General features: G+C 33.1%; 12 protein-coding genes. 10 read left to right on the top strand and 2 right to left on the bottom strand.

Annotated elements, in window-relative coordinates; genetic code table 11:
• Positions 1–617: 617 nt before the first annotated feature.
• The 5 genes from HNQ90_RS13780 (at position 618) to HNQ90_RS13760 (ending at position 7201) form a co-directional block, all read left to right on the top strand.
• The gene (locus HNQ90_RS13780) at positions 618–2828 is read left to right on the top strand and encodes an NADP-dependent isocitrate dehydrogenase (protein ID WP_144117914.1); all 2211 of its coding nucleotides are present in this window, start codon (positions 618–620) and stop codon (positions 2826–2828) included.
• A gap of 73 nt (positions 2829–2901) precedes the next feature.
• Positions 2902–5277 (top strand): TonB-dependent receptor, encoded by a 2376-nt coding sequence (locus HNQ90_RS13775; protein ID WP_144117915.1) that lies wholly within the window; start codon positions 2902–2904, stop codon positions 5275–5277.
• 4 nt (positions 5278–5281) lie between these two features.
• The gene (locus HNQ90_RS13770) at positions 5282–6097 is read left to right on the top strand and encodes a DUF4249 domain-containing protein (RefSeq protein WP_144117916.1); all 816 of its coding nucleotides are present in this window, start codon (positions 5282–5284) and stop codon (positions 6095–6097) included.
• Between the two features lie 62 nt (positions 6098–6159).
• Complete coding sequence (gene murQ, locus HNQ90_RS13765) at positions 6160–6981, top strand: N-acetylmuramic acid 6-phosphate etherase (RefSeq protein ID WP_144117917.1); 822 nt, start codon at positions 6160–6162, stop codon at positions 6979–6981.
• On the top strand, positions 6965–7201 hold the full coding sequence (locus HNQ90_RS13760) for a DUF6095 family protein (protein ID WP_144117918.1): 237 nt from the start codon (positions 6965–6967) through the stop codon (positions 7199–7201). Before murQ ends, HNQ90_RS13760 begins: the two co-directional genes overlap by 17 nt.
• A 75-nt stretch (positions 7202–7276) precedes the next feature.
• Here HNQ90_RS13760 and HNQ90_RS13755 read toward each other — a convergent pair whose 3' ends face one another.
• Positions 7277–7777 (bottom strand): DinB family protein, encoded by a 501-nt coding sequence (locus HNQ90_RS13755; protein WP_144117919.1) that lies wholly within the window; start codon positions 7775–7777, stop codon positions 7277–7279.
• A 231-nt stretch (positions 7778–8008) separates the two neighbouring features.
• Here HNQ90_RS13755 and HNQ90_RS13750 point away from each other — a divergent pair, with 231 nt between their 5' ends.
• The 5 genes from HNQ90_RS13750 to HNQ90_RS13735 all read left to right on the top strand — a co-directional run bounded on the left by HNQ90_RS13750 (position 8009) and on the right by HNQ90_RS13735 (position 14666).
• Positions 8009–11902, top strand: coding sequence for a hybrid sensor histidine kinase/response regulator transcription factor (locus HNQ90_RS13750; RefSeq protein WP_144117920.1), 3894 nt, complete (start codon positions 8009–8011; stop codon positions 11900–11902).
• Between the two features lie 137 nt (positions 11903–12039).
• Positions 12040–12180 (top strand): hypothetical protein, encoded by a 141-nt coding sequence (locus HNQ90_RS13745; RefSeq protein WP_172625922.1) that lies wholly within the window; start codon positions 12040–12042, stop codon positions 12178–12180.
• A 164-nt stretch (positions 12181–12344) separates the two neighbouring features.
• Positions 12345–13055 carry a hypothetical protein gene (locus tag HNQ90_RS17900; RefSeq protein ID WP_206669659.1) on the top strand — a complete coding sequence of 237 codons (711 nt, stop codon included), beginning with the start codon at positions 12345–12347 and terminating at the stop codon, positions 13053–13055.
• Between the two features lie 15 nt (positions 13056–13070).
• Positions 13071–13799 carry an SUMF1/EgtB/PvdO family nonheme iron enzyme gene (locus HNQ90_RS17895; RefSeq protein ID WP_338081404.1) on the top strand — a complete coding sequence of 243 codons (729 nt, stop codon included), beginning with the start codon at positions 13071–13073 and terminating at the stop codon, positions 13797–13799.
• 12 nt (positions 13800–13811) lie between these two features.
• The gene (locus HNQ90_RS13735; RefSeq protein ID WP_144117921.1) at positions 13812–14666 is read left to right on the top strand and encodes a T9SS type A sorting domain-containing protein; all 855 of its coding nucleotides are present in this window, start codon (positions 13812–13814) and stop codon (positions 14664–14666) included.
• A 43-nt stretch (positions 14667–14709) separates the two neighbouring features.
• Here HNQ90_RS13735 and HNQ90_RS13730 read toward each other — a convergent pair whose 3' ends face one another.
• Complete coding sequence (locus HNQ90_RS13730) at positions 14710–17145, bottom strand: helix-turn-helix domain-containing protein (protein WP_144117922.1); 2436 nt, start codon at positions 17143–17145, stop codon at positions 14710–14712.
• Positions 17146–17502: the final 357 nt, after the last annotated feature.

Raw genomic sequence — 17502 nt, 5'->3', positions numbered from 1 at the left:
AGGTAACGTTCTTATAAAATTGTTTTTGAGGTTTAATTATACCACGTGTATTCGTGAGACTATAAAAAACCATGACATTATAAAAAGTGGCATTCGTACAAGCAGATGCAAACTAGTATAATGGAAAGCTTAAAAAGCAGTAAAACCGAAAGTGATTACTGTAATGCAAGCAATGCTAATAGCAGATTTAACACGAAAGTGAAGAATACGTTAATAGCATCAAGAAAACAATTACAGAAACATAGTAGTAATAGGTCAATACATTTTGAAAATTACAATTATGTTTCATTGAAATAACAAATACTTGTACCGAAGGGGTTTAGATGAATATTTTAAACACAAGTAAGTAGTATTACTTATTAGGACTTGTAAAGTTATTTCTAAAAAGCCATATCAAAGGAGATTAATTTCTGCAGTGATATGGCTTTTGTTTTTTATCAAATTAGCACTCACACTACGCTATATTGATTTTACTTTAAAAGTTATTGTTTTCTTTATTTTCAACTCAAAATTGACCATTTTAAAAGGTCATTTTTTGTATATTCGCACGCGAAAACGTTATCGTACTACGTTTTCGAGACTTAACTAAAATAATAATTCAAAAAAAAGCGACACCAATGTCTAAAATCATTTACACAAAAACTGATGAAGCTCCAGCTTTAGCAACACGCTCTTTATTACCTATTGTTCAAGCGTTTGCTAAATCTTCGGGTATTAATATTGAAACTAAAGATATCTCTTTAGCAGCACGAATTTTAGCTGTGTTTCCAGATTTTTTAAATGAAGACCAGCGTGTCCCAAACGATTTAGCAATACTAGGTGAGCTTGTTAAAAAGCCAGAAGCTAATATTGTTAAATTACCTAATATTAGTGCTTCGGTTCCGCAATTAAAGGCTGCGATTAAAGAATTACAAGACAAAGGATTTAACATTCCTGATTATCCTAACGAAGTTAGTACTGATGCCGAAAAGGATATCCAGTCACGTTACGATAAAATTAAAGGAAGTGCTGTAAACCCTGTATTACGTGAAGGGAACAGTGATAGACGTGCTCCTAAAGCAGTTAAAAATTACGCTAAAAGAAACCCACATTCTATGGGGGCTTGGACTAGCGATTCTAAAACTCATGTAGCTACTATGAGCGAAGGTGACTTTGCTAGTAACGAAAAGTCGGTTACGTTAAACGATGCCACTAGTATTACTATAGAGCATATTGACGATAACGGAAACACTACAGTTTTAAAAGATAGTTTTGCTTTACTTAAAGGTGAAATTATTGATGCTACAATAATGAGCAAAAAAGCGTTATTAGAATTTTTAGAAGAACAAGTAGAAGATGCTTTAGATAAAGGTGTTTTATTTTCATTACACATGAAAGCTACCATGATGAAGGTAAGTGACCCTATTATTTTTGGTCATGCCGTTCGTGTGTTCTTCAAAGATTTATTTGAAAAACATGGAAAAACATTCGATGAGATTGGAGTTGATGTTAATAATGGTTTTGGAAACTTGCTTGAAAAATTAGGTGAATTATCTGAAGATAAACGCGAAGAAATAAGAACGGATATAAGATACGCTTTAGATCATGGTGCTGATTTAGCCATGGTAAATTCAGATAAAGGTATTACCAACCTTCATGTACCTAGTGATGTTATTATTGATGCCTCTATGCCTGCAATGATTCGTACTTCTGGACAAATGTGGAATGCCGATGGTAAACTTCAAGATACAAAAGCTGTAATTCCAGATAGTAGTTATGCTGGTATTTACTCGGCAACTATTGATTTCTGTAAAAAGAATGGTGCTTTCGATCCTACAACTATGGGAACTGTTCCTAATGTTGGTCTTATGGCACAAAAAGCTGAAGAATATGGTTCTCACGATAAAACTTTCGAAATTCCATCAAATGGAACAGTTAAAGTAATTGATGCTTCTGGAAACACGTTATTAGAGCACAAAGTTGAAGAAGGTGATATTTGGAGAATGTGCCAAACTAAAGATGCACCAATCCAAGATTGGGTAAAATTAGCTGTCACACGTGCAAGAGCTTCTAATACTCCTGCTGTATTTTGGTTAGATGAAAACAGAGGACATGATGTAGAAATCATTAAAAAAGTAAATACATATTTAAAAGACCATGATACTTCTGGTTTAGATTTAAGAATCTTAACACCTATTGAAGCAACTAAGTTTACTTGCGAAAGATTAATAAAGGGACAAGATACTATATCTGTTTCTGGAAATGTATTACGCGATTACTTAACAGATTTATTCCCAATATTAGAAGTAGGTACTAGTGCAAAAATGTTATCTATTGTGCCTTTAATGAATGGTGGTGGTTTATTTGAAACCGGTGCTGGTGGATCTGCTCCAAAACACGTACAACAGTTAGTTGAAGAAAACCATTTACGTTGGGATTCTTTAGGAGAGTTTTTAGCATTAGCCGTTTCTTTAGAGCATTTTAGTTTAGTAAACAACAACGCAAAAGCTAAAGTTTTAGGTAAAACATTAGATGATGCTACCGATAAATTATTAGAAAATAGCAAAGGCCCATCAAGAAAGGCCGGCGAGTTAGATAATAGAGGGAGTCATTTTTACATTGCTATGTATTGGGCCCAAGAATTAGCAAATCAAAACGATGATGCCGATTTAAAAGCTGAGTTTACACCTATTGCTAAACAACTGGTAGAAAACGAAAATACAATAGTTAAAGAACTAAACGATATTCAAGGTAAACCTGCCGATATTGGTGGTTATTACGAACCTAATGAAGATTTAATTAACAATGTAATGAGACCTAGCAAGACATTTAATGCTATCTTAAGTTAATTTAATCTTAATGTAATTTCAAAAAAGCTCCTTTTAGGAGCTTTTTTTATACTTTTATAAAAAAAGCTGTTAAATGAAATACTTCTTTTGTTGGTGTATTTGCGCACTAAGTTTAGCTATCAATCCTCTTAATGCACAATCAAAATATACCTTAAGCGGAACCATTTCCGAAGAAAAAAGCAATGAAACCCTAATTGGTGTAAATATTATTTTCCCCGAAATTTCCGCAGGAACAACCACAAACGAGTACGGATTTTACTCCATAACCGTTCCTGAAGGTACCTACACTATAGTAATTAGTTATCTAGGTTATTCAACAATATCTGAAACCATAACCTTAACAGAAGACATTACTAAAAATTTTAATCTTGCTGATGCCTTAGAGAGCTTAGACGAAGTTGTTATTACAGAAAACATTGAAAAACTAAATATTAGAACGCCACAAATGAGTGTTAACAAGCTCACTTCTGGTACCATTAAAGAAATTCCGGTTGTACTTGGCGAATCCGATATTATAAAAGCCATTACCTTACTACCCGGAGTTACTTCTGCCGGCGAAGGTGCCTCGGGCTTTAATGTTCGTGGTGGTGCAGCCGATCAAAACTTAATTCTTTTAGACGAAGCCATAATTTACAACTCTTCGCATTTATTTGGTTTCTTTTCTGTTTTTAATCCAGATGCTATTAAAGATTTAAAACTTTATAAAGGTGGTATTCCTGCGCGTTATGGCGGTAGGGTTTCATCGGTTTTAGATATTTATCAAAAAGAAGGTAATAGCAAAGAGTTTCATGCAAACGGTGGTATTGGTATTGTATCTAGCAGACTACTTGTTGAAGGTCCTATAAAAAAAGATAAAGGTTCCTTTCTTTTAGGCGGACGCTCTAGTTACGCACACTTATTTTTACCACTTTTCGATATTGATAACAAGGCCTACTTTTATGACCTTAACACAAAACTTAGCTATAAATTAAACGATAATAATAACATTTACCTTTCTGGATACTTTGGAAGAGATGTTTTTAAAATTGAAGATACTTTTGAGAATACTTACGGTAATGCCGTTATAAACTTTCGTTGGAATCATTTATTTTCAAATAAATTATTTTCAAACCTTTCGTTAATTTATTCGGATTACGACTATAATTTAAGATTGAATTTTGTTGAATTCGATTGGGTTTCTGGCATTCAGAATTTCAATTTAAAATATGATTTTAAGCATTACCTAAGCAATAAAATTAAACTACAATATGGTTTAAACAGTATTTATTACCGTTTTAATCCAGGTGAAATTACTCCAACAGTAGAATCTTCAGGAATTAATCCTTTTAAGCTAACAGACAAATACGCCTTTGAAAATGCGCTTTATTTAGATGCCGAACATAAGGTTTCAGATAAATTAGCCCTATCATACGGCCTAAGACTTAGTAGTTTTACGCGTTTAGGACAGGATGAATTAAATATATACGAGAATGACCAAGCTGTTTTATTTAATGACGATTTTAAAATTTATGAAAAAGCAGAACCTATAGCAACAGAAACTTATAAACGTAGCGATGTTATTGAAAGTTTCTATAATCTTGAACCTAGAGCTTCTTTATCCTACCAACTAAATACCAAAAGTTCTGTAAAACTGAGCTATAACCGTATGGCTCAATATATACATCTGCTTTCTAACACCAGCTCTCCTACTCCTTTGGATATTTGGACACCAAGTGGTAAATATGTAAAACCGCAATTACTTGACCAATATGCTGTTGGGTATTTTAAAAACTTTAATGATAATGCCTATTCTTTAGAACTGGAAAGCTTTTATAAAGATGTTAAAAATAGAATAGACTACATTGATGGTGCAAATTTAATAGCTAATAATGCTATTGAGCAGGTTATACTAAACGGAAAATCTAGAGCCTACGGGTTGGAACTTTTACTTAGAAAAAACGAAGGTCGATTTAAAGGTTGGTTGGCCTATACACTATCTAGGTCTGAGCAACAAACTCCAGGAAGAACAGCTAACGAAATAGGTATAAATAACGGAAATTGGTATAAAACACCTTTTGATAAAACCCATGATATTTCCATAACAGGTAATTATCAATGGAATGAAAAATGGAAAATAAGTAGTAATTTTTTGTTTCAAACAGGACAGCCTGCAACTTTTCCAAATGGCCAATATAGTTACAACGGATTAAGTATCCCCAATTACAGTAACAGAAATTCAGATCGTCTTCCGGCATACCACAGACTTGATATAGCTCTAAATTACAAACCTAAACCTAATAAAACTAAAGGTTGGCAAGGCGAATGGGTATTTGGCTTTTATAATATTTATAACCGAAGAAATGCGGCTTCCATTTCATTTGGACAAAACGAGACTACAAATGCTAATGAAGCAACCAGATTATCTATTTTTGGTATTGTTCCATCAATATCATATAATTTTAAACTTTAAGAATATGCGAAAAATAGTTATAATATTCATTATTAGTTTACTAGTTACATCCTGTGAAGATGTAATTGATGTTAATTTAAATACAGCCGACCCAAGATTAGTAATTGATGCGTCCATACTCTGGAATACTGAAACAACAGGAAGTACACAGTTAATACAACTTAGCCTAACAGCGCCTTATTTTAGCGATACTATTCCTCCTGCAACCGGAGCCACAGTAACAGTTACAGATTCAAGCAATGAAGTATTTAATTTTACCGAAGAAGACGCCACTGGAAAATATATAAATATTGATTTTAAACCTAAAGAAAACGAAGACTATACGCTAACCATCCTTTATAACAACGAAACTTACATGGCCACAGAAACCATGACCTCGGTTGTGCCTATTGAATATGTAGAGCAAAAAAACGATGGCGGTTTTTCTGGAGAAGAAATAGAAATAAAAGCCTATTATCAAGATCCGGCAGATGTACAAAACTACTACCTGTTCGACTTTTTTGTTGTAGATAGAGAAACAGCGTCTCTTGAAGTTTATGATGATGAGTTTACAGATGGTAATGAAATTTTCGCTTTTTATTCTGATGAAGATTTAAAAGCCGGGGATACCCTTGTTATTAGAAATTCCGGTATTTCTCAACGCACCTACGAGTTTTTTAATATTTTATTACAACAAACCGATGATGATTCTGGAGATCCTTTTCAAACCCAACCTGCAACTGTAAGAGGTAATTGCATAAATCAAACCAATCCGGATAACTATCCATTGGGTTATTTTAGAGTTTCAAGAGTGGATACATTTAACTACGTTGTTCAATAACCTTGTATAAAACTATAACCATTTCCTATTTAGTCCACTAAATTTTTATGTATTTTTAACCCATGAATTTCATAAAAACCACCGAGCAAGATTCCAATCACAACCATTTAGAAAAAATGAGTGTTTCGGAATTGCTAATTAACATCAATAAGGAAGACAAAACCGTACCGTATGCTGTTGAGCAAGCATTGCCGCAAATAGAAGCCCTTGTTGTTCAAATTGTAGATAAACTAAAAAATGGCGGACGCTTATTCTATATGGGCGCTGGGACAAGTGGCAGACTTGGGGTTGTTGATGCATCAGAATGTCCTCCTACATTTGGGGTACCTTACGATTTAGTTATCGGGCTAATTGCTGGCGGCGATTTGGCTATAAGAAAAGCGGTAGAATTTGCTGAAGATTCCAAAACTCAAGGTTGGAAAGATTTACAGGAACATCAAATAAACTCTAAAGATGTAGTAATTGGTATTGCTGCCTCAGGAACAACACCCTATGTTATTTCTGCTTTAGAAAAGTGTAATGAAAACAACATTATTACTGGCTGTATTTCTTGTAATAAAAATAGTCCACTTTCTAATGTTTCAAAATTCCCTATAGATGTGGTTGTCGGTCCAGAATTTGTAACAGGCAGTTCTAGAATGAAAGCTGGAACAGCACAAAAATTGGTACTTAATATGATTACCACTTCAACCATGATTCAATTAGGTCATGTAAAAGGTAATAAAATGGTAGATATGCAACTAAGCAATAACAAGCTTGTGGACAGAGGTGCTAGAATGATTATGAAAGAAATTAATGTTTCTGAAACCGAAGCTTTAAAACTATTAAACGAACATAAAAGCGTTAGAAACGCTGTAAAATATTATAATGATGGAAGAGCATAAAACAGATAAAACCGTATTATTTCAAGGCATAAAAACACTAATTTTTGCAGCATTAAGTCTGCTTATGGGACCTGTTTTACTAAGTTTTGCTTTTAGTAAACCAGATGATAAACTTTACATTCCGCTTTTGGTAATAGGATGTTTAATTTGTGCCTTTGCTATTTTTCTAATTTTTAAAGGCATCAAATTAATAATGAACAGTATGTTCAAAAAGAAGTAAGCTTAGTTTATTTCGTGTTTTCAGTTCGACTGCTATTTAAAAAAAAGCGTATCGAAAACATTCTTTTGCTAAAAATCACTTTAAAGTAACTTGTTTAGGTGTTGTTGGGTTATATCCAAAATCAGAATCATTTAAAACAATTCCTAGACTATCAAAAATATAGTTTATAATAGCATAATGGTGTATGGTATGGCTATTGGCCTGTGCTAATAATGCGCCGTAAGTATAGGGTATTTCTGTTTTTCCTAATCCTAAATCATCAATAACAATTACATTGTCCGCTATATTAAACGCAATAGTATTCAATTTATCAATAATAAAATTAAGGTAATCTCTCGCACAACAACAATCGGCTTCCACGGCCTTATTTCTACTTCTTGCTGTTAAATCTATTTGGTTTTCAGAATTCACATTTAAAATACAATCATAAAAGTCCAAAATATGCCTAATGTGTGTACCAATACTAGAATGATAAGGCGGTACCGAAGCATTACACAATTGCTCATTAGATAAATTATCTAATAAAATTTGTGATTTTAGGAGAGTTTTTAAAGTAGATTCAACAATAACGTTCATGGACACTAAAATAGTTAAAATAAATTTAAATAATCTAATGCGCCTTTAGTCTTCCTTTTACTATTTCCTTACACTAAATTTTAAATAACTGAATTTTACTTAGTTAAAAAATATCACTACCTTGTTTTGAATAAAAACAGCTAGTTAACAAAACAATAAAACTCTAATTCTATCTCTGGTTTGGTAAGTCATTGTTATAAAACAATCGTTTATATACCCTTTGTACTGGTAATGTTTTGCTGCTGTTTTTTAAATGCACAAGATAGTATTGATTCGTATTTAAACCCTATTTATCCTCAAAAACAATTTTCTTTTAAGACCTTATCTATCAATGATGGTTTATCTCAAAATAGCGTTATTAGTATCGCACAAGATAGTATTGGATATTTATGGTTGGCTACCCAAGATGGTTTAAATAAATATAACGGTAGAGACTTTAAACATTACAACAAACAGTTTGAAGATATTACCAGAGCAACTTTTAGTAGACTTGGTAAACTTTACATAGACAAACAAAACAGACTCTGGATTATTACACACTCGGGTAAATTAGAACTTTACCAACCTAATACCGACGATTTTAAACCTATAAAACTCCCATTTGAAGCGAGTATCGTTTTTCAAGATAAGGACTTAAATTTATTTATTGGCTCTTTTGATAAAGGCCTTTATAAAATTGATGCAAAAACTAAAGATACCCTTCAAGTTTTTAAAAATGAAGAAGTACACAAAACCGTATACAATATCCTCGAACATGAAAACAGCTTATATGTTGCCACCGCAGGTAATGTATATAGCTTAAATAAAGATAACACCTATAACAACATAAAGGTTACAACCACTCCATCCACAAACTTTAGCGTTTTAAAAACAAACGAAAAGAACGACATTTGGTTGGGAACTTTTGGCTCAGGTCTATTTTTTAAATCTAAAGACAGTGATACTTTCACCCAATTTAAATCGGCAGAACTTCCCAAAAACCTAAATATTGAAGACTTATTAATTGATAGCAGAAATAGGCTATGGATTGCCACCTACGGTAACGGTGTATATCTTATAGATTTTAGAACTAATAGCATAAAAAACTTTAAGGCCAACAAAAACAATCCGTTTGCAATTCATTATAACGATATGCTCTGCCTATACGAAGATGCTACAGGAATTATTTGGTTTGGGTCCGATGGTACAGGGGCTAGTTATTACGATACACACTTAATAAAATTCAATATTTTAACAAATAACCAAGTTCCAAAAACGGTAAATGTTAATATGGTTAGATGCATAACCACAGATAGTCTCGATAATATTTGGATTGGAACTTCTGGTAAAGGTTTAACCGTTGTAAACTTAAAAACAGATACTTATAAAACCTATACAACTAAAAACACACCGTTAGCCAGTAATAGAATAATTAGCCTAAACTTTATAGAAAACAACCTATGGATTGGGCACCAAGGATACGGACTAAATATTATTGAAAGTAACGGGAATTATAAATTCTATCCCGAAATTTCAGATTTTACAATTTGGCGTATCATTAAAGCAAATAACAACCAAGCTTGGTTATGTACAGAACGTCATGGTGTTTTATTATTCGATAAAAAAAGAGGCATTTTAAAACAGTACAACACCAAAAACTCAAAATTAAAGTCCAACAATATAAGAGATTTAACTATTGATAATAAAAATGATATTTGGATAGGAACAGATGATAACGGTTTATATAAGCTTAACGCAAAAACAGAAGCTATTAACAAAATAGACCTTATATCAAACAAAATAAAATCACTTTACAGCAACGATAGTATACTTTGGGTGGGCACATTTGGAAATGGATTAAAGAAATATAATACCCTAAAAAATACAGTTACCATTTATTCTGTAGACGAAGGCTTACCTAACGATGTTATTTACGGAATTCTACCCGACAAACACCAAAATTTGTGGATAAGTACAAATAATGGCCTAAGCCAATTAAAAAAAATTAATGGTAAAATACAATTCGAAAACTTTAGTACTTATGATGGCTTACAGGCTAAAGAATTTAATACAGGCGCGTATTATTTAGACAAAAAAGGTACTTTAATGTTTGGTGGCTTAGAAGGCATTAATTGGTTTCATCCTGGGCAACTAACTTTTAACACGGTAAAACCTAAAACTATAATTTCTAAATTAGAAATCTTCTCTAAACCTAGAGACCTCACTGAAAATTTAAGATTAAAACATAACGATAATACCATAACGTTTACCTTTTCTAGCCTGCATTTTTCGCAACCCGAACGTAATGCCTTTAAATACAAACTCGTAAATCATGATAAAAACTGGATAGCTTCAGGAAACACTAACATAGCGCATTATACCAATTTACCTCCTAACACGTATACATTTCAAGTGATCTCAAGTAATTATGATGGCATTTGGAATTACGAACCTGCTACCTATTCATTTACCATAAAAAAACCGTGGTATTTAAGCAACTTAGCCATTATGGCATATGTTATTTTAGGTATTCTTATAGCGTTTGCAGTTTATAAATATCTTAAATGGCGCTGGCTTATAAAAATGCAATTGCAATTTGAACATAAAGAAACCGAACGCTTAAAACAATTAAACGGCTTTAAAACTAAACTTTACACAAATATATCTCATGAGTTTAGAACACCACTCACCTTAATAACCGGCCCTATTGAAAAACAATTAGGCAATCCAAAACTATCAAAGTCCGATAAAACAGAATTAGAGTTAGTACAACGAAACTCTAAACGTCTTTTAAACTTAGTTAACCAGCTACTCGATTTATCTAAACTAGAAACAGGTAACTTAACCTTATCGGTAAGTCAAGGTAATTTGGGTGTTTTTCTAAAACAATTAGTAAAAGCATTTCAATTTAAAGCAAAAGAAAAAGATATTAATTTCTCATATAATATAGTTGCTATAGAAAATGCTTGGTACGATAAGGATGTTATCGAAAAAATAGTGACTAACTTATTAGCAAACGCCATAAAATATACTCCCAAGGATGGCACTATTAATTTTGATGTTTCTATTCAAAAAGGACAAATTATTATTACGGTTATTAATAACGGGAATACTATAAAAACTGAAGATATTGCTAAGCTTTTTCAGCGGTACTACCAAAATAGTAAATCTTCCGATGGCATTGGTATTGGTTTATCCTTAGTAAAAGAACTCATTGTACTATCGCACGGTAACATTGTTGCTAATGCATTAAACAAAGACGACATTCAATTTACAATCACCCTTCCAATTGAGCGTTCTTTCTTTAATTCTTCTGAAATTACAGAAGATAGTCTTCCTTCTAAAAATGAAACATTACCAGCCTCTCATTTAAATAATATAACCAAACCATCCAACAAACCATTAATGCTAATTGTTGAAGATGATGAAGATATTCGCATATTTCTAAAATCCATATTTAACGATTTATATACCATTGAAGAAGCTATACATGGCGAATCTGGAATTAAAAAAGCTATTAAATTTATACCAGACATTATTATAAGTGATATTATGATGCCTAAAACAAACGGCATAGAATTATGTAATACCTTAAAGCAAGACGAACGCACAAGCCACATTCCTATAATTTTACTAACCGCCAAAAGTGGAAACGACAATGAAATTGAAGGTTTAAAAACTGGAGCAGACGATTATGTTGTAAAACCCTTTAACACCGAAACACTTAAAATTAAGGTAAAAAACCTTATTACATTAAGGCAACAACTGCAACAACGCTATACCAAAAGTTTAGAGTTAAAAGATATTGCAACCACAACAATTGAAGAAAAATTTTTAATTAAACTTAAAAACGTTTTAAACGAAAACATTACAGATTCAGCATTTACATCGGCAGTTTTTAGCGACAAAATGCTTATGAGTAGAATGCAACTTCATAGAAAATTAAAAGCCCTTACTGGACAATCAACCACCGAACTAATTAGAACCGAACGCTTAAAACGTGGTAAAGAATTACTACTAAATTCAGACCTATCTATTTCAGAAATTGGCTATCAAATTGGTTTTAATACACCGTCGTATTTTATAAAATGTTTTAAAGATACGTATAATTGCACACCTTCAGAATACGTTTCAAGCCAACAGTAACAAGGGTTTTAAGACCATGTTACATATGTAGCATACTTTGTTACATATTTGATATCCAAACATTTACTTTACTTATAATTTTACAACCAAGATGTCTTTAACATCATTGCTTTTTTACAAATGAATTAATAATTGTGATGACTAATAAATCCAATGATTTAAATACAGATGAAAACCAAAACATCTATTTAAGTATAGATCATTTAAAAAAAGGACAATATTTATTAAATATCATGCTTAACAATAAAATTATAAAATCGATAAAATTGAAGAAATAAAGATGCTATTAATCAAGTGAGGAAATTGGGGATAATGAAGATGTAACCGTTGGATTTATTCCCTTTTTTAAAATTAAAACCAACAACACTTTTTTTGCTCCAACTCTCCCCCCTAGTCTACTTTTTAATATTCAAATATAAATTAATCAAATAAATTTATTAAAATGAAATTAAAATTTACATTAACATTAGCATTGCTTTTTTGCCTATTAAGTAATGCTAACAATATTACAGTAAGTAATATTTCTTTGGAAAATCTTAACGAACCAGAATGGGTGCAAATCGAGTTCGATTTAAGTTGGGAGAACTCTTGGCGCTTAAGTGCAGGACCTTCTAATTGGGATGCCGCATGGGTATTTATTAAATACCGAGTAAATAGTGGAGATTGGCAGCACGCCCAATTAGCACAAACCGATTTTGTGGCTGCATCCGGCAGTACTATTGATATCACCGAAGATGGTGTTGGTGCCTTTATTTATAGAGATAGCGATGGTAGTGGCGATTTAGATTTACAAGGCATAAGACTGCGTTGGGACTACGGTTCTATAGACCCGAACGATATAATAGACATACAAGTTTTTGCTCTAGAGATGGTATACGTACCAGAAGGACCATTTTCTCTAGGAAGCCCAGGAACAGAGGTGGGCAAATTTTATTCATGGACCACAAATAATCCATATCGAGTAGAATCCGAAAATGCGATAACAGTAAATGGAGGCATAGGGAACCTTTATTATAATAATCCTGCAGATGGATCAGCTCCTGGTGACCAATTAGGCCCTATTCCGGCAGCATTCCCAAAAGGTTATCAATCCTTTTATTGCATGAAATATGAAATGACTCAAGGCCAATATGTTAGTTTTTTTAACACGTAAACCCCTGCACAGAAAATTGAAAATGATATTACGGGAGCTTCCGGTAAAAACCAAGACACTGAGTTTAACAGGAATACAATTGCTTGGGAAGAAGGCAGTACTGCGGCTACAACAACATCGCCAGACCTACCACTTAATTATGTAAACAATTATATATTATATGCCTATTTAGATTGGTCTGGACTTAGACCCATGACAGAATTAGAATACGAAAAATCCTGTAGAGGACCTATTACCCCAAAGGCCGATGAATTTGCTTGGGGAAATAGTAATATTGCCGACAATGATTATAATATAGTTAATATATCTCAGCCCAATGAATTAGTTACAAATCCAGCAGTAAACACCGGAAATGCTCATTATAGTAGTACCAATGGTACTACATCTGGCCCTAAAAGAGTGGGAGCTTTAGCGGCAAGTGCTTTAAATAAAACAAGAGAAGAGACAGGTGGTAGTTATTACGGTATAATGGAATTAACCGGAAATTTATACGAGCGTTGTATAACGGTTGGTAACCCAGAAGGTAGGGCTTTTACATCCGTACACGGAGATGGCGAAATATTAGTAAACGGACTAGCCAATGTTACCTCATGGCCCACAGACAATACAGGTATAGGATATAAAGGTGGTTCATTTTTTAATGGTATTGCATTTATTAGAGTATCCGATAGATATGATGCTGCTTCATCACTTGCAGGGTCTAATAATAGACTTGGATTTCGTGGGGTAAGAACAGAAGATTAATTCATTGGAAACATGACAATTCAAAAATTATTTGCAATAACCACATTGCTACTAATAGGGCATCAACTTAACGCTCAATATACAGGTGGAATAGATGATGGCAGTGACTACTCTTACCTTATTGGCAGTAAGCTTTCCGGAGAAATCGCCTCTTTTTCGGTGCTGTACCAAGGAAGTTCTGGAGATGGCTTTGATAGTCAACGGAATCAAATGGTACTATCAAGTTCAAATTTCCGAATTTACAATGGTAATACAGGCGATGGATTTTCTAGTAAAACAGCTGCTTTGGTATTAAAAGGAAGCTTAATTGCAAGTCTATACAAAGGAAATAACGGCGATGGATTTTCCAATAAACTATATCAAACCATATTAAATGGTAACGATTTAAGTATTCTATACACAGGAAATAGTGGGGATGGCTCAACATTTTTGGTTAAAGAAAATCTATTCCTAAAAGGGTTTATGCTACAAATTTTTAATGGTGGCAACGGCGATGGTTTTGCTAACCTATTAAGTTCTAACAATTATCTATCTGGGCTTATGCTAACACTTTACAATGGTGGTAACGGAGATGGCTTTGCAGTAAACAAATTAACCTCTGCACTCACTCTCGATATCATTGAGAAACTTATAGAGATGGATGTACTACTCTACCCTAACCCAGCAAGTAACATTGTAAATATTAAGCCCAATAACCAGACTCGTATTACTTCTATCACTTTGTACAATGTATCAGGACAAGAAATAAAGATTAACTTAAATAACGATAATACTATTAATGTTAGTCACTTATCAGATGGCATTTACCTATTGAATATTTTCTCCGAAAACGGAGGCGTTTCAAAAAAGTTAATAATTAAGCGGTAAAAATCAAAACTAACAGAAACATTCAGTTTACAAAACTAAAATGTCACTTAGATATATCGTTAATAACCAACCGCAACTCTCCATAACTATATTTATCATCTAACTGATGTTTTAAATCAGATAGGTTTTCAAATTTAGTTTTGGGGATTATTGCTTTTAGTTCGTTATAAAATTCTCTCGACATTAAATCGGTTACCTTAATTTCACCGGTATCAATAAAACTCGCTAAATGTCCAAAAACAGTGTTCTCATTCAATTCACGACTATTAGCAATTTCAGTAATGGTTTTACCCGCTTTAAAAAGCTGTAAAGATTCCTTTTTGGTATCGCCCTTTACTCGCTTTGGTTTCGATTCCTCAAACAATTCTACTTCCTCAGAAGTTTCAATATCGTGTTCATCACAATAGGCTTTAATAACCTTTAAAATAGCGGCTCCATATTTATCAACACGCGTTTTACCCATGCCATTAACCTTCAATAATTCGGCAGTATTAGTAGGCAAAACTTCACACATTTCGTATAATGTTTTTTGTGCAAATATTTGGTAATGAATTAAGTCTTTCTCTTTAGCGATATCATTTCTAAGGATTCGTAATTTCTCAAAAAGCTCAACATTACTAGTCCCTTCAACAACCGTTTTTCTAGCCTTCTTGGGCTTCTCTTTACCAATAAATACAGATTTAGCACGAAGCTCTAAAATTTCTTTTGCAGTAAAACCAGACGATAGTCCTTTAAAGTAATGCAATTTCACAGCCAATAAATCCTCTAAAGCATCTAGATGCTTTGTAATTTCGCTGCCTACAGCTTGGTTATCGGTAGTAAAAGTAAAACTCTGTAAAGGCTCAGCTATTTTTGATTCCGAAATATCTAAAAAATAGTGTACACCCTTTATAAATCGTTCTTGTATAATAGCACTCTGCTCCGGTAAAGTATCAGATTCTGCAAGTGTTTTTAATTGCGCATTAAATCCATTTGCTACTTTTAAAACATTAGTAACAGTGTCTTTTATAGGAACAAAAGCATCATCAATAGCACCTTTTATAACAGTTCTATTTTTATAAAAAATATCTAGTATCCTATTTATAGGATATAGAAATGGGTAAAACCCAAAAACTTCAGCAATTAAATCTAACTGAAAACTCTTTTGAGAATCAACTAAAACAAGATCATCTGGAGCATTCTGCTCTGCATTTTCATTAAATGTGGTAACATTACCATCGCTTATAATTTGGCTTGAATTAATTTTGCTTTTAAGTACTAAACCCTCTAACGATTTACACCTACTAAGCGCCACATAAGTTTGCCCATGTGCAAAAGCACCCTGGGCATCAATAATGGCCTTTTCAAAAGTTAACCCTTGGCTTTTATGTATGGTTATACTCCAAGCTAAACGCAAAGGCATTTGGGTATAACTCCCTATCTTTTCCTCTGTTATAGCTTTAGTTTCGGCATCAACAGTATAATTAATATTCTCCCAAATCTCTGTCGTAACATTTATGTTAAAATCATCATCCGGACAATGCACAACCACTTCATCCTTATCCAACAAAATAACCTTACCTATTTTACCATTAAAATAACGCTTTTCGGGGCTGCTATCATTCTTTACAAACATAACTTGAGCCCCAACCTTTAACTCTAATGCCACATTATTAGGATACGCATATTCCGGAAATTTACCATCCACCACAGCATTATAAGTATGTGTTTTAGTGGTTAATTTGGCTAACTCCGCCCTATTTGTTGATTCAGCCTTATTATTATGTGTTGTTAAAGAAATGTACCCAGCATCCGGTTTTGGCGTAAAATCAGGAACAAAACGTTTATTTAGCTCCGCCGCAGCCGCTTCACTTAGCCTATTGTTTCTAATTTCATTTAAAATTTCAATAAACTTGGGGTTTTCCTGTCTATATATATGCTTCAACTCAATGGTTACAGCATTACACTGTCTATAAGCCAAACTACTAAAAAAGAAACCATTAGCATAAAACGGTTTTAACAATTCCCATTCTTGCTCTTTTATAACTGGCGATAATTGTTGTAAATCTCCAATCATTAAAACTTGAACACCACCAAAAACCCTATTACGATCCCTAAACCTACGTAACGTTTTATCAATACCATCTAACAAATCGGCGCGAACCATACTAATCTCATCAATAACCAAAAGGTCCATCGATTTAATAATATTAATTTTAGTTTTGTTAAATCGCCTATTAAAACCTTTACCAGCATTTAAATCTTCATTTGGCAAAATAGGACCAAAAGGCATCTGAAAAAAAGAATGTATAGTAACACCTTTTGCATTTATAGCCGCAACACCTGTAGGCGCAACTACTACTAAACGCTTTAGGCAACTCATTTTTAAACGATGTAAAAACGTAGTTTTACCAGTACCCGCTTTACCCGTTAAAAAAATGGATCGGTTGGTATCGTTAACAAACGACCAAGCCAAATCTAATTCCTTATTTTCACTCATCAAACAATTAACTTTTTTAGAGGTTTAAGATACTAATATTGAATTATTATTATGGCGGGTTCTAAATAAAAATTAAAACCGCGCTATCCACTATATCTTTTTATTATGTAATTGAGAGGAGTAAGCGGCGTTGCCATCTGTAAAACCCTATCTCCCAACAAACAGCAGTACGTATCGAGCCATAAAAAGGATGCCGTTTCTATCGCTCCCGCAGCTATCCGCCCAAGTTAGTGGATAGGCTAAGCTATTCCAATTCTACTTGAGTTTAGCGCAAAAAAAATCCTCAACAAATAAATGTTGAGGATTAAAAAAGGCAACGACCTACTCTCCCACAAATGTAGTACCATCGGCGCTAAT

The sequence above is a fragment of the Algibacter amylolyticus genome (assembly GCF_014202225.1).
GTDB classification, from domain to species: Bacteria; Bacteroidota; Bacteroidia; order Flavobacteriales; family Flavobacteriaceae; genus Algibacter_B; species Algibacter_B amylolyticus.
This window is presented reverse-complemented; position numbering and strand designations above follow the sequence as displayed.